Origin of the sequence: Herbaspirillum sp. Sphag64 (assembly GCF_014192645.1) — a bacterium.
In the GTDB taxonomy this organism is placed as follows: Bacteria; Pseudomonadota; Gammaproteobacteria; order Burkholderiales; family Burkholderiaceae_D; genus Herbaspirillum.
Genome location: NZ_JACHYE010000001.1, coordinates 306191 through 329693, shown reverse-complemented (window position 1 = coordinate 329693; position 23503 = coordinate 306191). Strand labels below are relative to the sequence as shown.

The 23503-nt window shown below is 55.1% G+C and carries 19 protein-coding genes; 8 read left to right on the top strand and 11 right to left on the bottom strand.

From position 1 onward, the window contains the following. Position 1: 1 nt before the first annotated feature. A complete protein-coding gene (radA, locus tag FHW66_RS01495; protein WP_183377938.1) occupies positions 2–1378 on the top strand; it encodes a DNA repair protein RadA in 1377 nt (458 codons plus the stop codon). A gap of 42 nt (positions 1379–1420) precedes the next feature. Here radA and FHW66_RS01490 read toward each other — a convergent pair whose 3' ends face one another. Genes FHW66_RS01490 through ompR form a run of 3 tightly spaced genes read right to left on the bottom strand, consistent with a single transcriptional unit; the run spans position 1421 to position 4031 of the window. Continuing rightward, complete coding sequence (locus tag FHW66_RS01490; protein WP_183377937.1) at positions 1421–1873, bottom strand: flagellar protein FlhE; 453 nt, start codon at positions 1871–1873, stop codon at positions 1421–1423. Continuing rightward, entirely contained in the window at positions 1870–3240 is a 1371-nt protein-coding gene (locus FHW66_RS01485; protein WP_183377936.1) for a sensor histidine kinase, read from the bottom strand. The genes FHW66_RS01490 and FHW66_RS01485 overlap by 4 nt, the downstream gene beginning before the upstream one ends. A 35-nt stretch (positions 3241–3275) precedes the next feature. Then, the gene (gene ompR / locus FHW66_RS01480; RefSeq protein WP_183377935.1) at positions 3276–4031 is read right to left on the bottom strand and encodes a two-component system response regulator OmpR; all 756 of its coding nucleotides are present in this window, start codon (positions 4029–4031) and stop codon (positions 3276–3278) included. A gap of 168 nt (positions 4032–4199) precedes the next feature. Here ompR and FHW66_RS01475 point away from each other — a divergent pair, with 168 nt between their 5' ends. Next, the gene (locus FHW66_RS01475) at positions 4200–4472 is read left to right on the top strand and encodes a hypothetical protein (RefSeq protein ID WP_183377934.1); all 273 of its coding nucleotides are present in this window, start codon (positions 4200–4202) and stop codon (positions 4470–4472) included. Positions 4473–4570: 98 nt separating this feature from the next. Here FHW66_RS01475 and FHW66_RS01470 read toward each other — a convergent pair whose 3' ends face one another. The 8 genes from FHW66_RS01470 to dapC form a co-directional block, all read right to left on the bottom strand. Further along, the gene (locus FHW66_RS01470) at positions 4571–5227 is read right to left on the bottom strand and encodes an amino acid ABC transporter permease (protein WP_183377933.1); all 657 of its coding nucleotides are present in this window, start codon (positions 5225–5227) and stop codon (positions 4571–4573) included. A gap of 70 nt (positions 5228–5297) precedes the next feature. Continuing rightward, on the bottom strand, positions 5298–6104 hold the full coding sequence (locus FHW66_RS01465; protein ID WP_183377932.1) for a cystine ABC transporter substrate-binding protein: 807 nt from the start codon (positions 6102–6104) through the stop codon (positions 5298–5300). 129 nt (positions 6105–6233) lie between these two features. After that, a complete protein-coding gene (locus tag FHW66_RS01460) occupies positions 6234–8237 on the bottom strand; it encodes an ATP-binding cassette domain-containing protein (protein WP_183377931.1) in 2004 nt (667 codons plus the stop codon). 84 nt (positions 8238–8321) lie between these two features. Beyond that, positions 8322–9215 carry a 50S ribosomal protein L3 N(5)-glutamine methyltransferase gene (gene prmB, locus FHW66_RS01455; protein ID WP_183377930.1) on the bottom strand — a complete coding sequence of 298 codons (894 nt, stop codon included), beginning with the start codon at positions 9213–9215 and terminating at the stop codon, positions 8322–8324. Between the two features lie 48 nt (positions 9216–9263). Next, positions 9264–10394, bottom strand: a complete 1131-nt coding sequence (gene dapE / locus FHW66_RS01450; RefSeq protein ID WP_183377929.1) for a succinyl-diaminopimelate desuccinylase — start codon at positions 10392–10394, stop codon at positions 9264–9266. Then, a complete protein-coding gene (locus FHW66_RS01445; RefSeq protein WP_183377928.1) occupies positions 10391–10771 on the bottom strand; it encodes an ArsC family reductase in 381 nt (126 codons plus the stop codon). The genes dapE and FHW66_RS01445 overlap by 4 nt, the downstream gene beginning before the upstream one ends. A gap of 109 nt (positions 10772–10880) precedes the next feature. Then, a complete protein-coding gene (dapD, locus tag FHW66_RS01440) occupies positions 10881–11717 on the bottom strand; it encodes a 2,3,4,5-tetrahydropyridine-2,6-dicarboxylate N-succinyltransferase (protein WP_183377927.1) in 837 nt (278 codons plus the stop codon). A gap of 65 nt (positions 11718–11782) precedes the next feature. Continuing rightward, positions 11783–12994 (bottom strand): succinyldiaminopimelate transaminase, encoded by a 1212-nt coding sequence (dapC, locus tag FHW66_RS01435; protein WP_183377926.1) that lies wholly within the window; start codon positions 12992–12994, stop codon positions 11783–11785. Between the two features lie 239 nt (positions 12995–13233). Between dapC and FHW66_RS01430 the strand changes: the two genes are divergently transcribed. The 6 genes from FHW66_RS01430 (at position 13234) to galU (ending at position 23492) form a co-directional block, all read left to right on the top strand. Continuing rightward, a complete protein-coding gene (locus FHW66_RS01430; protein WP_183377925.1) occupies positions 13234–14988 on the top strand; it encodes a methyl-accepting chemotaxis protein in 1755 nt (584 codons plus the stop codon). A 246-nt stretch (positions 14989–15234) separates the two neighbouring features. After that, positions 15235–18762, top strand: coding sequence for a chromosome segregation protein SMC (gene smc / locus FHW66_RS01425; protein WP_183377924.1), 3528 nt, complete (start codon positions 15235–15237; stop codon positions 18760–18762). 97 nt (positions 18763–18859) lie between these two features. Beyond that, positions 18860–19072, top strand: coding sequence for a hypothetical protein (locus FHW66_RS01420; RefSeq protein ID WP_183377923.1), 213 nt, complete (start codon positions 18860–18862; stop codon positions 19070–19072). Next, on the top strand, positions 19069–20424 hold the full coding sequence (locus FHW66_RS01415; protein ID WP_183377922.1) for a cell division protein ZipA C-terminal FtsZ-binding domain-containing protein: 1356 nt from the start codon (positions 19069–19071) through the stop codon (positions 20422–20424). The genes FHW66_RS01420 and FHW66_RS01415 overlap by 4 nt, the downstream gene beginning before the upstream one ends. A 39-nt stretch (positions 20425–20463) precedes the next feature. Beyond that, entirely contained in the window at positions 20464–22536 is a 2073-nt protein-coding gene (gene ligA, locus FHW66_RS01410) for an NAD-dependent DNA ligase LigA (RefSeq protein WP_183377921.1), read from the top strand. A gap of 68 nt (positions 22537–22604) precedes the next feature. After that, positions 22605–23492, top strand: coding sequence for a UTP--glucose-1-phosphate uridylyltransferase GalU (gene galU, locus FHW66_RS01405; RefSeq protein ID WP_183377920.1), 888 nt, complete (start codon positions 22605–22607; stop codon positions 23490–23492). Positions 23493–23503: the final 11 nt, after the last annotated feature.

Genomic DNA, 23503 nt, shown 5'->3' with positions numbered 1-23503 from the left:
GATGGCAAAGGCAAAGACCAATTACACCTGCACTGAATGTGGTGGCATCAGCAACAAATGGGGAGGGCAGTGTCCGGCTTGCGGTCAATGGAACACCCTGGTTGAAACACTGATCGAACCTGCCGGCGGGAATCGTTATTCCAATCAGCCACAGGCACTGGCTCAGACTTCTCCGGTGCTTTCGCTGGTTGATATCGAGGCAATTGATGTCCCGCGTTTTGGTACCGGTATCGAGGAGTTTGACCGGGTGCTGGGCGGTGGTCTGGTGCCGGGTGGTGTGGTGCTGATTGGTGGTGATCCGGGCATCGGTAAGTCAACCTTGTTGTTGCAGGCCTTGGCCAATATTTCCAAGCTCAAACAGGTACTGTATGTCAGCGGAGAAGAGTCTGGTTCGCAAATCGCACTGCGCGCCAAGCGGCTTGCCGTGGATGCTAAGGATCTTAAGCTACAGGCAGAAATTCAGCTGGAAAAAATTCTCGGCACACTAGCAGAACACAAGCCTGACGTCGCTGTCATTGATTCGATTCAAACCATTTATTCCGATGCGCTGAGCTCGGCTCCCGGTTCGGTGGCGCAGGTGCGCGAATGTGCAGCCCAGCTTACGCGGGCTGCCAAGATCTCTGATACGACCATTATCATGGTTGGTCACGTGACCAAGGAGGGTGCGCTGGCCGGGCCACGCGTACTGGAGCACATTGTTGACACCGTGCTCTATTTTGAAGGCGATACGCATTCCAGTTTCCGTCTGGTGAGAGCGTTCAAGAACCGTTTTGGTGCGGTCAACGAGCTCGGTGTGTTTGCGATGACCGAGAAAGGCTTGAAGGGTGTTTCCAATCCCTCTGCGCTGTTTTTGTCGCAGCATGATAATCAGGTCCCAGGCTCTTGTGTGATGGTGACGCAAGAGGGTACACGTCCCTTGCTGGTGGAAATCCAGGCGCTGGTCGATAGCTCGCACGTGCCTAATGCGCGTCGTTTGTCGGTGGGCCTCGAACAAAACCGCCTGGCAATGCTGCTAGCAGTATTGCACAGGCATGCAGGTATTGCTGCCTTCGATCAGGATGTGTTCATCAATGCAGTGGGCGGCGTCAAGATTACGGAGCCGGCTGCCGATCTCGCGGTATTGCTGGCGATTAATTCCTCGATGCGCAATAAGCCATTGCCGCGTGGATTGGTGGTGTTTGGGGAGGTCGGTCTGGCCGGTGAGATCAGACCTGCGCCGCGTGGACAGGAACGTTTGCGTGAAGCCGCCAAGCTGGGTTTCTCGATTGCCATGATTCCCAAGGCCAATGCGCCCAAGCAAGACATCGAGGGTCTGAAGGTGGTCGCTGTTGAACGGATTGATGAGGCCTTGCAGAAAATCCGCAATCTTGATGAGTGATCGTGCTTCAGCAGTAATCGCGTGGCTGCTGCTGAAGCTGGTTCAGCGCGCCAGGTCGTAACTGACGATGATCTGGTTAGACTGTCCCTGGCTGGGCGCTTCCAGTGCGCCGCTGCCTTTGATACGGTAATACAGTGTGAATTCCTGAGTCGCATCCTTGCCATTGAAACCATTGGTGCTACCGCGATCTCCGTCGCTGATATTCCAGCAATGCTGTTGGTCATGCCAGCATAATGCCGCCTCGAAACCGACCGGTCTGCTGGAGACGCCATAGTGCCACGACACCTTGGTGATCGTGCTGCCCGGAGCTACCATCGCACCGACTTTGAAGCGTGTGGCATAGTCGATATTTTTAGTCGTGATCGTGGCACCGACGGCATCGGCAACATAGGTGCCACTGGTGCGTGCAGGGGGCTGCTCCGCCACGCTTGCTGCACTCCATAATATCAGCGTCGAGATCAATAATGCCTGCCTGCAGGGCTGTTCCAAGTTCATGTCTGCACCTTGCGAGAAGTACCACTTCGTTGTGTCAGTGGGAAGGTCATTTGCACGAGTAGTCCACCACCATCCCGGTTACGCAATATAAGTTTTCCGTTGTGCCGAATCACAATGCGATTCACGATGGCGAGCCCGAGACCAGAGCCATTGGCCTGACCACGCGCTGTATCAAGTCGAGTAAAGGGACGTAGCAAACGTTCCAGTTCACTCTCCGGAGCGCCGCTGCCGTGATCTGAGATTTCAACATGGACTTGATGGCCTTCTGCCTTGCATACAATGTCGATTTCGGCTAGATCGCTGTCAGGCGTCTTACCGTAGCGACGCGCGTTTTCGATCAGATTGTTGACGATGCGTTCAAGTTCAGTCGTATGGCCCAACATCTCCAGTCCTGGTGTGATGAAGGTATTGACTCTTACATCAGCCATGCGCTTGCTGTTGTTGGCAGCTTCTTCGAGCAGCATCGAAATATCGACTGGCAAGAAGTTACTGTTATCGAACGGCTTGGCATAGTCGAGAAATTGCCCAATGATGGCATCCATTTGTGCCAGATCGGTGTGCATGCCATCGCGTGCCTCATCCGACAGATGTGCCATCTCGACTTCCAGCTGCATGCGTGCCAGCGGCGTTCTCAAGTCATGTGAAATACCAGCAAGAATGACTGCCCGATCCGATTCAACACGTGCCAGATCGGCGACCATTTGATTGAAGCTGCGATTTGCTTCGCGAATCTCGGTCGGTCCCGACTCCGGGAGTTGATCTGGTTGTTTGCCTTTGGCAATCGCCCGCGCAGCTGCAGTCAGTCGCGATAATGGCTGATTGATCAAGGTCGAGATAAAGACAGCGCCAATCAATGACAACACCAGTGCGATGGATGCCCAGCCCAGTCGTTGCAAGCTTGATGTGCGATCCAGGCGGCCACGATCAAGCATGAGCCAATAGGCATCATCGTCGATCTTGAAGCTGACCCAGAAACCTTCCACATCGTTGACGCTGGCGGCAAACAGGGTGTCATCGCCCATTGACTCCTTGACGTAGAACTCCAGCTCGGGCAACACCGCCGAACCAACTAGCGGTTTGACACGATCGCTGTTTTCCAGAGGATAAATGCGGATGCCTTCATTACTGGCTAGATCGAACAGCAGTTCGCGGCGCAAGTCCGGTGCCGAGTGGGTCAAGGCAGCGCGGGTGATGGTGACGACGGAAACGATTTGCGCGGCCATCTGCTCGGCGCGTGGTCCACGTTCGACCACGCGGAAGCTGGCGACCCATGCGACCATGCTGGCAGTGATCAAGAATGCCAGCAAGAAGAAGGTGCGCCAGAATAGCCCGCTGCTGAACCAGCGTTGACGCATTTGATATCGCATCGTTCGTACTCCGGCCAACACTGTCGAAAGCCGCATCAGCGTGGCTTGCCCTCAGGAATGAAGACATAACCCAGACCCCATACTGTCTGGATATACAAGGGATTGGCCGGATCAGGCTCAATCAGTTTGCGCAGACGCGAAATCTGAACATCCAGGCTGCGGTCAAAGACTTCATATTCGCGTCCGCGCGCCATTTCCATGAGTTTTTCCCGCGAAAGTGGTTGGCGTGCATTACGGGCGAATACTTTCAGTACTGAAAATTCACCTGTCGTCAGCGGCATGGTTTCACCATTTTTTTTCAACGTGCGGGTGCCCAGATCGAGCACAAAGTCGCCGAATTCAAAGGACTCGGGTGTCTCTGATGGGGCTCCAGGTAATTCATCCGGACCCTTGCGGCGCAGAACGGCGTGAATCCGTGCAACCAGTTCGCGCGGATTGAATGGTTTGGGCAGATAGTCATCGGCACCCATTTCCAGACCGATGATGCGATCTACATCTTCGCCTTTTGCAGTTAGCATGATGATCGGCGTCTGATCGCCGGCACCGCGCAGTCGGCGGCAAATTGCCAGGCCATCTTCACCAGGCAGCATCAGATCGAGTACCAGCAAGTCATAGCGCTCACGGATCCAGAGCTTATTCATGGCTTGCGCATTTTCTGCAGTCACGACATTGAAGCCTTGCTCCGTCAGATAACGTCGCAACAGATCGCGTAGTCGAATATCATCATCGACCACCAGAACTTTGAATTGATGGGTTTGGGTAGCGGTTGAGCTTGTATTGGTCGTATTCATGGCATTATGGTAGCGCCTTCAGGGCGATCGGCAATATCTCTGCCGTCAAAGATTACAAACTGTTACATCCCTTACCAGAAACATCTTATACCATCCGGCCAACCAACCTACACTGCCTACCAAGACGACGAATTTTGTCCTTAGCCAGAAATGTGGAAAAATGCCGTTATGGATAGCGCTGTAATTAAAAAGTTCGGGATTGCCACTTTGTTGCTGGCACTCGTCATGTCTTTTGCCTGGGCTGGTGGCCCAGAGCCCGGACGCGGTGGTGGGCCACCTGGCGATTTTCGTAACGCGGGCGGTTTTGGTGGTGGGCGGCCAGGTTCGTCCCCTGATCAAGATGCCGCACAACGGCGCGGCAAGATGAGCCCTGATGAGCGGCGTGAGTTACGACGTCAGATTGACGAGGCTGGTCAGGACATCTATCGCAGCAAGCGTTGAATGGGAATATTGATTACGCGGCAGAGTATCAAGTAAAAAGCCCGGCAAAGATAGCCGGGCTTTTTGTTCGTCTGCGCGTTGTCGTCTGTTTCACCAATTTATCGGTGTGCGCGGCCCAGCCTCTGTTCCAGCCGATGTTGCAATGCCTCAAAACCGATACTCAGAATCCAGTAAACCAACGCTGCCATCACATACAGTGGCAGCGGACGAAATGTCACGGCAATGATTTCCTTGGTCGATAACATCAGCTCTGTCACCGTGATCACTGAAACCAGCGAGGTATCTTTAATCAGACTGATGAGCGTATTGCTCATGGAGGGTACTGCACTGCGCAGCGCTTGCGGGATGACGATGGTGGCCAGTGTTTGTGGATAGGTCATGCCAAGGCTGTAGCTGGCATTCCATTGGCCTTTGCCAACACCTAGAATGGCACCGCGCAGGCTCTCAGACAGATAGGCGCCAGCGTTCAGGCTCAGCGTTAGCACGCCGGCAGTCAGGGGTGAAAATTCAATACCGATGCTTGGCAATCCATAATAAACCACAAAAATCTGCACCAGCAGTGGCGTGCCCCGCATCAGGCTGACATACACCGTGGCAGGCCATTGTAGCGCGCGCCAGGGGACGATCCGCGCAACGGCCAGCAGGAAGCCTAGTAGTAAACCACCGACCATCGATGACAGTGCGAACAGCAGGGTATAGCCAGTGCCGCGGAGCATGACTGGAGCTGCCTGCTGGAGCAAATCCCAAATTTCCATATGTCGTTGATCCAATAAAAATATCCCCGCGATAACGCGGGGATGGTGTCTGCACTTGCTTCAGTTAACGTTACTGGGCAGCAGGCGGTTGGCTCACATCAATACCGAACCACTTGACCGAGATTTGCTTGAAGCTGCCATCTTTTTTGATGTCAGCCAGCGCCTTGTTCAGTGCAGCCTTGAACTCGGGATTACCCTTTTGGAAAGGGATACCGATCTTGTCGATCGAACCAACAGGTGCGCCGCCCTTGAGTGGCAGATTCGATGATTTCAGCAAATAACCCACCAGCAGGCTGTCATTGAGAGCGGCATCGAGACGGCCACTGGCCAGATCTGCCAGATATTCAGGAGCACCTGGATAGGTTCTGACATCGATACCTGCAACACTCTTGGCTTTTTGCTCAAAGTTGGTGCCTTGGCCCAAGCCCAGCTTTTTGCCCTTCAGATCTTCCAGGCTGTTGAATTGGCGCTTTTCATCCTTGCGGACGATCAGCTGTGCACTCGACAATGTGTAAGGATCGGAGAAATCAAATGCTTTCTGACGTTCGTCAGTGATACCAACCTGATTGATGATGACATCATATTTGCCCGCACCCAGTCCAGCCAGAATCCCACTCCACTCAGTGGTGGTGAACTCAGGCTTGAGGCCCAGCTTGGCTGCCAGCAGTTTGGCAACTTCGACTTCAAAACCGCTCAGTTCGCCAGTCTTGGGATCCTTGAAGTTGAACGGGGGATAAGTCCCTTCCAGTGCCACCTTCAGTGTGCCGCGCGCTTTGACTGTGTCCAGCAGATCGGTCGCGTGGGCAGCGACGCTGGCGCCTGCCAGCAGAAATACTGCCAGGAAAGATGCAACGGTGCGGTTCTTTTTAGATGTCATCACTATTCCTTATGTGCAATTGTTGACCGGCAGAAAATCCGATTAGCCAGCAGCTTACGCGTTTTTCGTGTTTAGACAAAAGACATCTGGGTAAGAAGCATATATGGATGATAGATCATCGCGAAGGACTCAACTGGCAAGTTGCTCCAGCGCATCTTGCTGCTCCAGCCAGTCACTTTCAAGCTGATTGAGTTCCTTGACGCAATAGGCCTGATCAGTGATGAGCTTCTTTAACTCTTCCTTGTTGGCGGCATCATAGATGGCTGGATCGGCCAGTCGCGCATCGATGACTGATTTTTTTTCATTGGACTTGGCAATCTGCTCTTCAAGTCGTTTGATACGAGACTCGATCGGCTTTTTCGCCGCTGCCAGTCGTTGTCGTTCTTCCGCTTCGAGTCGTTTCTGTTCGCGCCGGTCAACATTGCTGATCGCAGCCACTGGTGCACTTGCAGGAGATGGTTTGCTCTCGACTTCGGCGGCAACCGGCAGTGCAACATCGGCGGCATTGTTCTTGGCCGCCAGCTTGGTTTTGAACAGCCAGTCGCGATAGTCGTCCAGATCGCCGTCAAAGATCTGTAATTTCCCATCCGCCACAATCAGGAACTGGTCAGTGGTGGCCCGCAGCAAATGGCGATCATGGGAGACCAGAACCAGTGTGCCGTCGAACTGTGCCAATGCCATGGTCAAGGCTTCCCGAGTTTCCAGATCCAGATGGTTGGTTGGTTCATCGAGCAACAACAGGTTCGGGCGCTGCCAGACAATCAGGGCCAGCGCCAGGCGGGCTTTTTCACCGCCAGAAAAGGGTGCAATACTGGCCGTGGCCATGTTGCCGTTGAAGTTGAAGCTACCGAGGAAATTGCGTAATTCCTGTTCACGGACATCAGGTGCGATCCGGGCCAGATGCCACAGCGGCGATTCGTCGTGACGCAACATCTCGACCTGATGCTGGGCAAAATAGCCAATCACGAGGCCCTTGCCAAACTGTGCGGTACCCGACAGCGGATCGAGCTCGCTGGCAACGGTCTTGATGAGCGTCGATTTACCAGCGCCATTGACGCCCAGTAGACCAATACGCTGCCCGGTCTGCAGTGAGAAATCGATGCCGCCGACGATGATCTTTTCATTGATCTCGTAAGTCGTCGGATCTTCGCTGCGGTAGCCGGCGTTAACCTTCTCCATCACAAGCAGAGGATTAGGCGCAGACAAGGGCTCACGAAACTCAAACGAAAACTCGGCCGCTGCGCGCAGCGGCGCCAGTTCTTCCATCTTCGACAGTGCCTTCATCCGGCTTTGTGCCTGACGTGCCTTCGTCGCCTTGGCCTTGAAGCGGTCGATAAAAGATTGCAGATGGGCACGCTGGCGCGCCTGCTTTTCGATCATGCCTTGTGCCAGTTCCAGCTGGGCTGCACGTTGCCGTTCAAACGCGCTGTAATTTCCCGAATAGCGTTTGAGCTTGCGTTCATCGATGTGCACGATGACGTTAACCACGCCATCAAGGAAGTCGCGATCATGGGAGATGATGATGAGCGTTCCGGTGTAGCGTTTGAGCCAGTCCTCCAGCCAGATGATGGCATCCAGATCCAGGTGGTTGGTCGGTTCGTCAAGCAGCAGCAAATCCGATGGGCACATCAGTGCTTGCGCTAGATTCAGACGCATGCGCCAACCACCCGAGAAACTGGCAACCGGACGTGCCATTTGCTCCAGCGAAAATCCCAGACCCAGCAATAACTGTTCGGCGCGTGAGCGCACCGTGTAAGCATCGGCATCCGCCAGTGCGGCATGCAGTTCTGCAATGTGGTTGCCATTGGCAGCACTTTCCGGTTCCGCTTCCGCTGCAGCCAGTTCCGCTTCCAGTTTGCGCAGCGTGATGTCGCCGTCAATCGCGTATTCCACGGCAGCGCGTTCCAGCGCCGGCGTTTCCTGCGCGACGTAAGCCATGCGCCATTTGGAGGGATAGTCAATATTGCCCTGATCGGCGTGCAACTCGCCGCGCAAGATGGCAAACAGGCTGGATTTACCGGCGCCATTGGCACCGATAAGGCCGATCTTATCGCCCGGGTTGAGTGTCAGATCGACATTGTCCAGCAGCGGCTTAACGCCGCGGGCCAGGGAAACTTGCTGAAAACGAATCATCGTGAAGCTGCAATCAAAAGACTGTCAAAAAATAAGGGGGGGCGTGAACCACGGTGCTGTTCTTGTCTGGGTTTGACGTATAACTTATGCCAGATCTTGCAACTGCTCTGCAGTGACCAAAAACACCATGTCGTCGCCGGCACTGGTCGATACCCATGTCAGTTCTAGTTCCGGGAAAGCCGCTTCGGCGTAGGCACGTTCATTGCCAATTTCCACGATCAGGATGCCTTGCGGTGTCAGGCGTTGTGCAGCACCCTTGACGATGGTGCGCACCAGATCCATACCATCGGTGCCACCGGCCAGCGCCAGTTGCGGCTCTTGCAGGTATTCCTGTGGCAGCTTGGTCATCGAGGCTGAATTGACATACGGCGGATTACTGATGATCAGATCGTACTGGCGCGTTGGTAATGCGTTGTAGAGGTCGGATTCGACCAGATTGATGCGCGCACCCAGTTCGTAGTCGTCCACGTTGCGACGCGCGACTTGCAACGCCTCCGGCGAAATGTCGACAGCATCAATCTGTGCCTCAGGGAAGGCATCCGCCAGCAAAATCGGTAGGCAGCCCGAACCTGTGCACAGATCCAGTGCATGGGTAATGGACGAGGGATCCTGTACCCATGGAGCAAAGTGTTCTGGAATCAGTTCAGCGATGAAGGAGCGCGGCACGATCACGCGTTCATCCACATAGAAACGATAGCCGCCAAGCCAGGCTTCTTTGGTGATGTAAGCGGCCGGCACACGGTCTTCGGTGCGGCGATCGATGACCCGCAGCAGATTGTCGATCTCGCCTTGCAGCAGGCGTGCATCCAGGAAGGGTTCTAACTGATCCAGCGGTAACTTGAGCGTATGCAAAATCAGGTAGGCGGCTTCGTCAAAGGCATTGTTGGTGCCGTGACCGAAGAAGAGCTTTTCAGTGTTGAATCGGGTGATGGCATAGCGCAGGATGTCGCGCACAGTAGCGAAATTATTGGGTGTCATGATCTGTATTCTGGGTCGGTACATGGAAGGGTGTCCTGAAAGCAGACGCTATGACAGCAACAGGTTTTCCAGGGTGCGGCGGTAAATGTTCTTGAGCGGATCGATGTAACGGACTTCAATATATTCATCAATCTTGTGGATGCTGTCGTTCGGTGGTCCAAATTCGATGACTTGCGGACAAATTTGTGCAATGAACCGCCCATCCGAGGTACCACCTGTGGTTGACAGTTCGCTATCGAGGCCGGTCTCAGCCTTGATCGCCGACGCCAGCGCATCGCTCAAGTCGCCGCGCGGCGTCAGGAAGGGCAGGCCGCCGACGGTCCATTTCAGATCATAGTCAAAGCCGTGCTTGTCAAGGATGGCGCGTACTCGCTGCTGCAAGCCTTCAACCGTGCTGGCAGTGGAGAAGCGGAAGTTGAAATCGATCACTACTTCACCGGGGATGACGTTGGAGGCACCGGTTCCACCATGAATATTGGACATCTGCCAGGACGTCGGCAGGTAGTACTCATTACCCGCATCCCATTGTTCTGCAACCAGTTCAGCCAAGGCTGGTGCTGCCAGATGGATCGGGTTCTTGGCCAGTTGCGGATAGGCGATATGACCTTGAATGCCCTTGACGGTCAGCTTGCCCGACATGGTGCCACGACGACCATTCTTGATCATGTCGCCCAGTTGTTTGGCCGAGGTCGGTTCGCCGACGATGCAATAATCGAGTTGCTCGCCGCGCGCCTTGAGGTGGTTGCAGACGACAACGGTACCGTCGGTAGCTGGGCCTTCTTCATCGCTGGTGATCAGGAAGCCGATCGAACCTTGATGTTCAGGATGGGCTGCTACGAATTCCTCGACGGCGACGACCATGGCTGCAATCGACGTCTTCATGTCAGAGGCGCCGCGGCCGAACAATTTATCGTCACGGTGGGTTGGCTGAAACGGGGGCGATTGCCATTTTTCTACCGGTCCGGTTGGCACGACATCGGTATGACCAGCGAATGCCAGCAAAGGCGCGCTGTTACCCTTGCGCGCCCACAGGTTGGTAACGTCGCCGGACTGGATGGTTTCACAGACAAAACCCAGCGGTGTCAACAGTTCGACCAGGCGTGCCTGGCAACCTTTGTCTTCCGGTGTCACGGAAGACAGTGCGATCAGTTCCTCAGTCAGTGCCAGGGTTTTGCTCATGATTGGATAGCGAAAAATTGTTGATAAAGGACATCGCTGAAACCAACCTGGGTGGGCTGGCCATCGTGGCGTTGCAATACGGGGCGCTTGATCACCGAAGGTGACTCCAGCATCAGTGCAGTGGCACTGGCATTGTCGATGATGGCGGCCTTGCGCACATCAGAGAGCGCGCGCCAGGTCGTGCCCTTGCGATTGACCAGGACATCCCATGGCACATCCTTGAGCCAGGCATTGACCTGTGCGGCATCGAGCCCGGCCTTCTTGAAGTCGTGGAAGGTATAGGCGATGCCATTGGTATCAAGCCAGGTTCTGGCCTTCTTGACCGTATCACAGTTGGGAATGCCGTATAGGGTAACGGTAGTGGCAGATGTGCTCATGAGATAAGAAGACGACAGTAAAAATAAGACAGCGCTAAAAAAGGGAAAGGCCGGCGTCAAACGATGCCGGCCAGGATACGCATTGACTACGGTGTGATCAGCTTAGTGATCAGGCACCGCGCAGCAATTCGTTGATCGATGTCTTCGAACGGGTTTGTGCATCGACCTTCTTGACAATGATCGCAGCATACAGGCTGTACGAACCGTCCTTGGAAGGCAGATTGCCAGGTACCACAACGGAGCCTGCAGGTACGCGGCCGTAGTGCACTTCACCAGTTTCGCGATCATAGATCTTGGTCGATTGACCGATATACACGCCCATCGACAATACCGAGTTTTCTTCGATGATCACGCCTTCGACCACTTCGGAACGGGCACCGATGAAGCAGTTATCTTCGATGATGACCGGACCTGCCTGCACCGGCTCCAGCACGCCGCCGATGCCAACGCCACCGGACAGGTGAACGTTCTTGCCGATTTGTGCGGCCGAACCAACGGTAGCCCAGGTATCGACCATGGCACCTTCATCGACATAAGCGCCGATGTTGACATAGGAGGGCATCAGCACGACGTTTTTGCCGATGAACGAGCCATGACGCGCCACCGCCGGTGGAACCACACGGAAGCCGCCCCTGGCGAAGTCTTCGGCTGTGTAGTTGGCAAATTTGGTTGGCACCTTGTCATAGAACTGCGGGTAGCCAGGGATGCCCGTCGAAACCGGGACGTTGTCTTCCAGACGGAACGACAACAGGATCGCCTTCTTGACCCATTGATTGACCTGCCATTGTCCTACACTTTGACGGTCAGCCACGCGCAAAGTGCCTGCGTTGAGACCTTCAATGACTTCGGCGACGGCATTGCGGATGTCGGCCGGAGCAGTCTTGGGCGACAGGCTGGCGCGGTCTTCCCACGCTTGATCGATAATTTGCTGAATGGATTGCGTCATGTTGTTTGCTAGGTAAAGTTGAAATGCAATATTGAAAACAGTGTGCTGGCTCGATACCGATACCGTCAGGTAGCTACCAACGAGCGCGTAAAGGCGACGATACGTTGCGCCGCCTCCAGGCATTCTGCGACTTCGGCGACCAGCGCCATGCGGATGCGTTGCTGACCCGGATTCATGCCATTGGCCTCACGTGCCAGATAGCTGCCCGGCAGCACAGTGACATTATATTCGGCATACAGCCGCTTGGCATACTCAGTGTCGCTGATGGTTGCCAGTTTATCGACCTTGGCCCATAGATAAAAGCTCGCATCTGGCAGTGCTACATCCAGTACTTCCTGTAGCAGTGGGGTCACCTGGCGGAATTTGGTGATGTATTTGGCGCGGTTTTCCTGGACGTGAGTTTCATCATTCCAGGCAGCAATTGACGCTTGCTGAATCGCCGGGCTCATGGCGCCGCCGTGATAGGTACGGTACAGCAGGAATTTTTTCAGAATGGCAGCGTCGCCAGCGACAAAGCCGGAACGCATACCCGGCACATTGGAGCGCTTGGAAAGACTGGAGAAGGCGATCAGTCGCGGATAGTCGCTGCGGCCCAGCCGATGTGCGGCTTCCAGTCCACCTAATGGGGCTTCCTGCTTGAAATAGATTTCTGAATAGCATTCGTCAGAGGCAATGACGAAGCCGTAGCGATCTGACAGTTCAAACAGCTTTTTCCATTCCTCCAGTCCCAGTACCGCGCCGGTTGGATTGCCAGGGGAGCATACAAACAGCAGTTTGACGCGGGCCCAGATGTCTTGCGAAACACTGTCGTAATCAGGCGCAAAGTTGCGTGCCGGATCGGAATTGACAAAATAAGGCTGTGCTCCTGACAAATACGCGGCACCCTCATAAATCTGATAGAACGGATTCGGGCAAATTACCAGCGCATCGTGCTGCGCTGGATCAATGACCGTCTGTGTCAATGCAAACAGTGCCTCGCGCGAGCCATTGACTGGCAGAATCTGCGTTGCTGGATCGATCTTTGGCAGGCTATAACGGCGCTCCAGCCAGCCCGCAATCGCGGCGCGCAGTGGTTCCGCACCAATGGTGCTGGGATAGCTGGCGAGACCGCCGAGATTGTCGCTGAGCGCTTGTTTGATGAATTCAGGGGTCGGATGTTTGGGTTCGCCAATGCCCAAGCTAATAGGACGATAGGCAGGGTTGGGCGTGACGTCAGCGAAAAGCGCCTTGAGCTTTTCAAAGGGATAGGGGTGCAGCTTATCGAGTAGTGGATTCACGGCGGAGAGTGTAAAAAGCAAAGTGAATGGGCGATAGGTTGTCTAAGATCGTTGCCAATCGCGAGTCTGACATTATACCTTTGCATAGAGCTGACTTCGACAGAGACCACGGCGGGGTGCACTATAACCAATAATTTTGAGGCAGCTCTGGGGTGTCAACCTTATTTCCTTCCGGTAATATGTCGGGTTGTTTATAAAAATAATTCTTTATCTTGCTCGCAAAATTCGGAGTTGCAACAATGAAAACACTAAAATCGAAGCTGTTGCTTTCCCTGCTTGTCATGTGGGTCGGCTTGCTGGTACTGGCGAGCTGGTCGGCGTTGAACACTCGCCAGAACATGATTAACGAGCGTCAAGCCGGGCTTAAGCGGGTCGTTGAAACGGCGGAGGGTATCGTCAAGAGCTACGCCGCCGATGTCGCCGCTGGCACCACCACTTTGGAAGATGCAAAAAAGCACGCGCTCGAGCGTATTTCGGCGATGCGTTACGACAACGACAATTACATCTTCGTGTTCGATTCCAAACCCGTAGTGCTGATGCACCCGACCAATAAAAGTGTAGTTGGCAAGAATGTGGCCGATCGCAAGGATAGTGATGGCAAGCCGTATTACGTCGAAATGGTCAAACTTGGTCAGGCGCAGCAGCATGGCTTTGTGGAGTACATGGGGCGCTTGCCAGGCACGGACGACAGTAACCGCACGCAAAAAGTCAGTTACGTCATTTACTACCAGCCGTGGGACTGGCTGCTGGTGTCCGGCGTGTTTCTCAATGATGTTCAAAGTGACTTCTATCAAAATCTGATGCGACTGGGCGCGATTCTGGCGCTGGTCGGCATCGTCGTCTCGGCAATGATGCTGGCCATTATTCGCAATATCACCAGCAGTCTCGGAGGTGAGCCAGCCTATGCAGTGGATGTTGCTGCGCGCATTGCTGGTGGTGACCTCACGATGCAAATAGAAACGCGTGCTGGTGACCAGCGCAGTTTGCTCTATGAAATGGGGCGTATGCGGGAACGTCTGGCCGCCGTCATTGACGGCATCCGGAGTGGAACCGAGTCGATCGATACCGGCGCCAAGGAAATTGCGGCCGGTAATCTTGATCTTTCCTCGCGCACCGAGCAACAAGCTGCTTCACTGGAGGAAACAGCCTCCAGCATGGAGCAACTCACATCAACCGTAAAACAGAATGCGGACAATGCCCGTCAGGCAGGTCAACTGGCGCACAGTGCCTCAGACATTGCACGGCGTGGCGGCGATGTGGTTGGGCAAGTGGTAGAAACCATGCAGGGCATCACGGAAAGCTCACGCAAGATTTCTGACATCATTGGTGTGATTGACGGAATCGCGTTTCAGACCAATATTCTTGCTCTGAATGCTGCAGTCGAAGCAGCACGAGCCGGTGAGCAAGGGCGTGGTTTTGCGGTGGTTGCCAGTGAAGTGCGGGCGCTGGCCCAGCGTAGCGCGCAAGCAGCCAAGGAAATCAAGGACCTGATCGAAGATTCGGTCAACCGTGTCGATACCGGGTCGGAGCTGGTGCAGCGCGCCGGTCAGACAATGGGCGAAGTGGTCGACTCGGTGCAGCGTGTCACCGATATCATGGGTGAGATTTCTGCTGCCACCGAAGAGCAAAGCGGTGGTATCGGACAAGTCAATCAGGCGATCACGCAAATGGATCGTGGTACCCAGCAAAATGCGGCATTGGTTGAGCAAGCAGCCGCAGCTGCAGGTTCATTGGAAGCACAGGCGCAACGACTCAAGGAAGCAGTTGCCTTCTTTCAAGTCAACACATCGACTTCCGCCCCCGCCGCAGTCGTTGCGCGCCCAACTTCAAAGGTGGTTGCAAATTCAGTTGTACGCAAAGTGGTCCCAGTTGGGTCGACATCGGTTAAGCCTGCCTCAAAGCCTGCTCCAGCCAGGACTGCGCCGCAGATTGCTGCGCCACGGCAGCAGGTTGCACCGCGTGCCGGTGACGATGGTGATTGGGAAACATTCTAATCTTGATCAATATGGCGATGCTACCTTGGCAGAGGCTGTGATGCTGCCTGTCGATGTGGTTGGCATGTGCTGCAAAACTGGCGTCAATGGCCTGCATAAGCGTTTGTGCAGGCCATTTTTGTTGCAATGCATTACAGCGATCGACAGGGCTGATTTTGGTGGTTTTTCGTGCTGGAATGTTATGATACCGGGCTATTGCGGGTAAATTCGCCTGCTTCCGTCAAACTCTGTGAAACTGTAGATAACGTGCGCTTAAATTCGATTAAATTGTCTGGATTCAAGTCTTTTGTCGATCCGATGAATTTTCAGGTGCCGGGGCAGTTGGTTGGTGTGGTCGGTCCGAACGGCTGCGGCAAGTCCAATATCATCGACGCTGTGCGTTGGGTGCTGGGTGAATCCAAGGCATCCGAGCTGCGTGGCGAATCGATGCAGGACGTCATTTTTAACGGTTCGACCAACCGCAAACCGGCTGGGCGCGCCTCTGTCGAGCTGATTTTTGACAACAACAGCGGCAAGGCCGCAGGACAGTGGAGCCAGTACGCCGAAATCGCTGTCAAGCGCACGCTCACCCGTGACGGTACGTCAACCTATTACATCAACAATCAATCGGTACGTCGCCGCGATATTCAAGACATCTTCCTCGGCACCGGTCTCGGTCCGCGTGCCTACGCGATCATCGGCCAAGGCATGATTTCGCGGATTATTGAAGCACGTCCCGAAGAGTTGCGTATCTTCCTCGAAGAAGCTGCTGGTGTCTCCAAGTACAAAGAGCGCCGTCGTGAAACCGAAAACCGTCTGCACGACACGCGCGAAAACCTGACCCGGCTCGATGACATCCTGCGCGAACTCAGCAGCAATCTTGAAAAGCTGGAGTCTCAGGCGGCAGTTGCCAAGAAGTTCCACGAGCTGCAAGGCGATCAGGAAGAGAAGCAAAAATTGCTCTGGCTGCTGCGTAAGAACGAAGCCAGGGCAGAGCAGGAAAAATTCTTCCGTGAAATTGAAAGAGCACAGATCGACCTGGAAGAGCAAACCGCCAAACTGCGACACGTCGAAACCGAGCTGGAGCATATGCGGCAGGCTCATTACGGTGCCGGTGATCGCTTGCATACGGCGCAAGGTCATCTGTATCAGACCAATGCCGAGATTGGCAGTCTGGAAGCACAAATCAAGTTCGTGATCGAATCGCGCAGCCGCCTGCAATCTCAGCTTAATTCGCTGACTGCGCAGCGCGACCAGTGGCAGCGTCAGGGTACGCAACACCAGGACGAGCTGGCCGAGGCCGAAATTGCGCTGGAAGAGCAGGGTATGCGTGTCGAACAGGCACAGCAGGCTGTGCAGGATGCCAATGACAAGTTGCCCGTGCTGGAGCAGGCGTGGCGTGAATCCCAGCTGAAGACGACTGAGTCACGCGGCAAGATCATGCAGATTCAGCAACAGATCGAGCTGGAGTCAGCGCATCAACGTAATGCTTCCAATATCCTCTCCAGTCTGGCGGTCAGACGCGACCGTCTGTTGCAGGAAAAGAGCGGTCTGGCATTGCCCGACGATGCCCACCTGAACAACCTCAAGCTGCAACTGGAAGAAAAGCAGGCTGCGCTGGAAGAAGCGTCCATGGTGCTGGAGGAAGCGCAGGAGCAGTTGCCCCGGGTCGAAGAAGAGCGTCGCACCGCGCAGGGTTTGGCAGCCACTGAAAGCAACAATCTGGCGCAGCTGGAAGCACGCTTGTCCGCGCTCAAGCAGCTGCAGGAAAGCGTACAAAGTCAGGGCAAGGTCCAACCCTGGCTGGAAAAGCACGAATTGGCCAATCTGCCGCGCCTGTGGCAGAAGCTGCATATCGATCAGGGTTGGGAAACTGCCCTGGAATCGGTGCTGCGCGAACGCATGTCGGCACTGGAAGTTTCCAATCTAGACTGGGCCAAGGCCTTCTTCAGCGATGCGCCACCAGCAAAGCTGGCTTTGTTTGCGCCCAATCAGGTGGCTGCACCGGTTGCGCCGGCCGAGCATGGACTCAAGCCATTCATCACACTGTTGCAACTCAACGATCCCGGCCTGCGTGCTTTGATGCAGGATTGGTTGCACCAGATTTATATCGCTGACGATACGGCCAGCGCATTTGCCGAGCGCAGCAAGTTGCCAGCCGGCGCCTGCTTTGTGACCCGGCAAGGGCATGTTATCAGCCAGACCAGTGTCCGTTTTTATGCCTCTGACTCGGAGCAGGATGGCATGCTGGCACGCCAGCAGGAGATGGAAAACATCACCAAACAGCAGCGTGCGCAACATATGCTGGCCGAGGAAGCCAAGTCGCGTGCGGTACGTGCCGAGGCCGCGGTCACTGGCGCTACCCAACGCCTGCAGGAATTGCGCCAGCGTGTCGCCAGCCTGACGCAAGGCGTGCATACGCTGCAGATTGAGGTCATGAAGTTGTCTGAGGTGCAGGAGCGCTTCAATCAGCGCAGCACGCAGATCGTCGCCGATCTGGCCGAAATTGAAGTGCAGGAAGTTGAGCAACAACAGATCAAGGCTGAATCTGAAGCCAAGTTTGAACAGCTCGATATCGAGCTGGCTGAATTGCAGGAAGCCCACGAACAAGGCCAAACGACCTATCTGGGCAAGGAACAACAGCTCAACGATGCGCGCACCCGCTTGCGTGATCTTGAGCGCGCTGCGCAGGAAGCAGAATTTGCCGAAAAATCGCAACGCAACAAGATCGACGAGCTCAAGCGCAGCATCGCTACCGCGCTAGAACAATCCGCGCAATTGTTTGCCAGCATGCAACAAGGCAATCTGGAGCTGGAAAATCTGGACGATCAAGCTGCACAGGCCGGTTTGCAGTCGCTGCTGGATAAGCGTAGCGAGCAGGAACGTGCTCTGGCCGATGCCCGTCATGAGCTCGATCAGCTGTCGCAACAACTGCGCCATCATGAGGAAACCCGCTTGCAGTCCGAGCGCAGCCTGCAGCCGCAGCGTGACCGTATTACCGAATTGCAGCTCAAGGAGCAGGCCGCACGGCTGAATCAGGAGCAATTCACGGAAGCGCTGGCCAATACACAGGCCGATGAAGCAGCGCTGTCGCAAAAATTGACACCGGATATGCGGCCTTCTTATCTGCAAGGAGAAGTGACCCGTCTGACCAATGCGATTGCGGCGTTGGGTGCGGTCAATCTGGCAGCGCTGGACGAACTGGCCAGCGCGTCCGAGCGCAAGAACTTCCTCGATGCCCAGCATGCCGATCTGAACGAAGCCATCACGACGCTCGAAGACGCCATCCACAAGATCGATATCGAAACCCGTGGCTTGCTGCAAGATACCTTTGACAAGGTCAACGGGCATTTTGCCGAGCTGTTCCCGATCCTGTTCGGTGGCGGTCAGGCCAAGCTGATCATGACTGGCGACGAGATTCTTGACTCTGGCGTACAGGTGATGGCGCAGCCGCCCGGCAAGAAAAATGCCACTATTCACCTGCTTTCGGGTGGTGAAAAGGCGCTCACGGCGACCGCGCTGGTGTTTTCCATGTTCCAGCTCAATCCGGCGCCATTCTGCCTGCTCGATGAGGTTGATGCGCCACTGGACGATGCCAATACTGAGCGTTTCTGCAATATGGTGAAACGGATGTCATCCAATACCCAGTTCCTGTTTATTTCCCATAACAAGATCGCGATGGAAATGGCGAACCAGTTGATTGGTGTGACCATGCAGGAGCAGGGCGTTTCCCGGATTGTGGCGGTAGATATGGAGGCGGCTGCGACCTTCAGTGCCGATGTGCAGGCCGCTTAAATCGAGCATATGCCGCCCCAGAGTATGGGCAGCTTGACAAGCCCAAGGCGGGACACTACCCTAAACAGCTTGTCATACAAGCGTTTTGAGGCGGTGGTTGTACAGCGATGATGCCTTTACTGCACAAGATGGTGCCAGCATTGTTGGCGAGTTTGAAGAATCCACGAAGACCTTTATGACCAGTTTTATTGAGCCGAACATGTTTGAACATACTGATCCGGGCGGTTCGGCGAATCGCGTAACGGAGACTGCCAGCGGCGCTGCGGCGCGCATCTCTATCAAGAAAAATTCCAAGGTATATTTGGCATGACAGACCTCCAAACCAGCCTGATTATTATCGGCGGCGTCATCCTTGTCGGCGTTATCTCGTATAACAAATGGCAGGAGCACAAGACGCGCAAATCGCTAGAACGTGCTTTTTCGACAGATCATGACGATGTATTGATGTACGGTGACGATGCTTCTGAACCCGAGTTGTCGGATACGTCAGAGCAGCGAGATGACAGTCATCCCCAGTCGCGCTACGCCGACGATCGCCGTGAACCCGAGCTTGAGCAAGTACCTGAGCTGCGACAAGCTCCACCGCAACCAGCACGCCAGGCCGCGCAACCAGCGCCATCCAGACAACGCCCCCAAAACCAGTCATCCTCTCGCACGCCATCCAGTTTCAGTGAGGCGGCGGCGCAGTTTGCACAGCCTGATGAACCCTTTATCTCACTGGAAACACCGGCCGATAGTCATGCTGACTATCCCACCGAGCCGCTCGGCGGGGAAGACCTCGATACCGATCTGAGCCATGTTGCCGCCACCCTGGACGATCCAGCCATCCTGGCAGCCAGCCAGTCTGCCGCTTCCGCACCAGCGCCAGCCGAATTGCCGATCGATGAGTTGATCGACTGCCTCATTCCCATCGCGCTGGAGGCGCCGGTGCGTGCCGAAAAAATCCTGCCAGGCATCCAAAATCTGCGCTATGTCGGTAACAAGACAGTCAATTTCATTGCCCGCACAACGACCAGCAAATGGGAGTCGGTAACCCCGGGTCATTCTTACAATGCAATGCTGGTTGGCGTGCAGCTGGCCAACCGTAACAGCGCCATCAATGAGCTCGATTATTCCGAGCTGATCATGCGTTTGCGCGAATTTACGGACTCCATCGGTGGTGAGCCAGAAGTGCCGGACATGATGAATGTCATCAAGACCGCTAAATCGCTGCATCAATTTATCGTCGATCATGACGTTCAATTGGGTATCAATGTACGCTCCAATGGCGCGCCATGGAATGTCACTACCTTGCTGGTGGCACTTACACGGCAAGGGTTTGATCGCCGGACCGATGGTCATCTGGTAATGCAGGACGGCGAGGGCGAAGTGCTATTTTCGATGTCGACCAATGTTACCGGCTCGGCCGAGACCACTGATCGCCTGACCTTGTTGCTCGATGTACCGCGTGTCAGTCAGGCCCGTGAAGGCTATAACGCCATGGTTGCCTGCGCCCGGTCCCTGGCAATGCGTCTTGGCGGTACTGTCGTTGACGATAGCGATCATCTGCTCTCGGATGCCGCTCTGAGTGATATTGCAGAGCAGGTCAATGCGTTTTATAGCGCCATGGAGTCGTCCCAGGTGGTCGCCGGTTCCAAGCGTGCCATACGCCTGTTCGGTTAATCCAGCGCTCCCAGAAGAAGCGCTTCAAGCGCGTTAATCATGTACCCTGATTCACTTCCCGCTACGCCAGAGGCAAGCCCCTGGCGTATTCGTGCCGCCGAGCTCAAAAGTAGCCTGGAGCGCCATAATCACGCTTATTACGTACTCGATAATCCGAGTATCCCGGATGCCGAATACGACAAGCTGTTCCAAGAATTGCAATTGCTGGAACAGCAGCATCCTGAACTACTCACTGCCGATTCACCGACCCAGCGCGTCGGTGGCAAGCCGCTACCGCAATTCGAACAGGTGCGGCATGCTGTGCCAATGTTGTCTTTAGGTAATGGTTTTGAGGATGACGATATTGTCGCTTTCGACAAGCGTGTCAGAGATGGTTTGTCGTCCCCGCGAGAGATCGATTACGCCACGGAACTCAAGTTCGATGGCCTGGCTATCAGCCTGCGCTATGAAGACGGCGTATTGGTCGAAGCGGCCACCCGGGGTGATGGTGCCACTGGCGAAAACGTCACTGCCAATATCCGTACCGTACGCGCCATTCCGCTGCGGCTGCACGGTGAGCAGCCGCCTGCGGTGCTCGAAGTGCGTGGCGAAGTGCTGATGTATAAGGAGGACTTTGACCGCCTGAACCAACGCCAGCGCGATGCCGGGTTGAAGGAGTTTGCCAATCCCCGCAATGCCGCTGCGGGCAGCTTGCGCCAACTCGATTCCAAGATCACGGCGCAGCGCACCTTGCGTTTTTTTGCCTATGGCATTGGTGTCCTGGAAGGTGCCGCTATGCCAGCTTCTCACTCAGCGCTGCTGGACTGGTATGTCACGCTTGGCTTGCCCGTCTGTAAGGAGCGTGCGGTGGTGCAGGGTGCCGATGGTTTGCTCGCGTTTTATCGTAGCATCGGAGCCAAGCGCACCCAGTTGCCTTATGAAATTGATGGCGTGGTCTACAAGGTTGACCGACTGGATTTACAGCAACAACTCGGTTTTGTCTCCCGCGCGCCGCGCTTTGCGCTTGCGCACAAATTCCCAGCGCAAGAAGCATTGACTGTAGTTCAGGATATCGAAGTGCAGGTTGGCCGCACCGGTGCGATCACGCCAGTGGCACGTCTGGCCCCTGTATTTGTCGGCGGAGTAACCGTCACCAATGCGACCCTGCACAATGAAGACGAAGTGCGTCGCAAGGATGTGCGGATCGGTGACACCGTCATTGTGCGTCGCGCCGGAGATGTGATTCCCGAGGTAGTGGGCACCGTGCCTGAATCACGCCCGGCCGATGCACGACCATTTGTGATGCCCACCGATTGTCCTGTTTGCGGATCGGCGATTGTGCGCGCTGAAGATGAGGCCGTTGCCCGTTGCTCCGGTGGTTGGCTTAAATGCGCCGCACAACGCAAAGGCGGTTTGCAGCATTTTGCCTCGCGCCGGGCAATTGATATCGAGGGCCTGGGTGAGCAGTTGATCGATCAACTGGTCGACAAGAATGTCATCACCACGCCAGCCGACCTGTATCGGCTTGGACTGACCTCGCTCGCTGAGCTGGACCGGATGGCTGAAAAGTCGGCTCAGAACGTCCTTGATGCGTTGGAAAAATCCAAATCGACCACGCTGGCTCGCTTTATCTACGCACTCGGTATCCGCCATGTAGGCGAAGCAACCGCCAAGGAGCTGGCGCGCCATTTCGGGAACATGGATGCCGTCATGGCGGCAACATCCGAGCAACTGCTGGAAGTTGCTGATGTCGGGCCGGTCGTCGCCAGTTCCATTACTGCATTTTTTGCTGATGCGCTCAATGTCGAGCTGGTACAGCAGTTGCGTGCAGCAGGGCTGCATTGGAGCGAGGGCAGTGGTATCGAGATGCCGGCCCGGTTTTTGGCGGGTAAAACCTTCGTCCTCACGGGTACTTTGCCGAACCTGACCCGCGATGATGCCGCTCAAAAAATTGAAGCTGCCGGTGGTAAAGTCAGTGGCTCGGTATCCAAGAAAACCAGCTATGTCGTCGCTGGCGCCGAGGCTGGCACTAAACTTGCCAAAGCCGAAGAGCTTGGTATTACCATTCTCGATGAAGCTGGCTTGCTGGCATTGCTCGCGCAGGGCGAGGATGATGAGGAGACTGTGTCATAAATCGGTACCCGCACAAGCTATGATGCCACAGCGTTGAATAAAATTATTGATGTTCTCTTGGAGTAGTCATGAGTAGAAAAATCAGAAAAGCGGTATTTCCTGTGGCAGGTTTGGGAAGCCGCTTCTTGCCGGCCACCAAGGCTCAGCCCAAAGAAATGCTGCCGATCGTCGACAAGCCTCTGATTCATTACGCGGTGGAAGAGGCAGTCGCTGCCGGGATCACCGAGATGGTGTTCATCACCGGCCGCAACAAGCGTGCCATTGAAGACCACTTCGATAAGGCCTATGAGCTGGAAGCTGAACTGGAAGCGGCCGGCAAGCAGCAATTGCTCGACATCGTGCGCAACGTGATTCCCAAGAACGTGACCTGCATCTTCATTCGTCAATCGGCCCCATTGGGTCTGGGGCATGCTGTGTTATGCGCCCGCCCTGTGGTGGGTGACGAGCCGTTTGCGGTCTTGCTGGCCGACGATTTCATGGATGTCGCCGCCGGGCAAAAGCCGGTCATGGCTCAGATGACCGAAGTCTATGAGCGCGAACGCTTAAGTCTGCTAGCGGTGCAGGACGTGCCGCGCAGCGAGACCAAGCAATACGGTATTGTCAGTGCAACCTCGTATCAGGAGAACCTGGAGCGGGTCAACGGCATCGTCGAGAAGCCAGCTCCGGATCAGGCACCATCGACACTGGCGGTGGTTGGCCGCTATGTGCTCAACAACCGTATTTTCGATTATCTGGAAAACCTCGGCAAAGGCGCCGGTGGCGAGATTCAGTTGACCGATGGGATTGCCGCTTTGATGAATGCCGAGTCGGTACTGGCTTATCGTTATCAAGGGCAACGCTATGACTGCGGTTCCAAGCTCGGTTATCTCAAGGCCACGGTTGCCATGGGTATGAAGCATGCAGAAACTGGTCCTGCATTTACTGAGTATCTGAAACAACTGGAACTGAAGTCCTGAGGTTTGGCGAC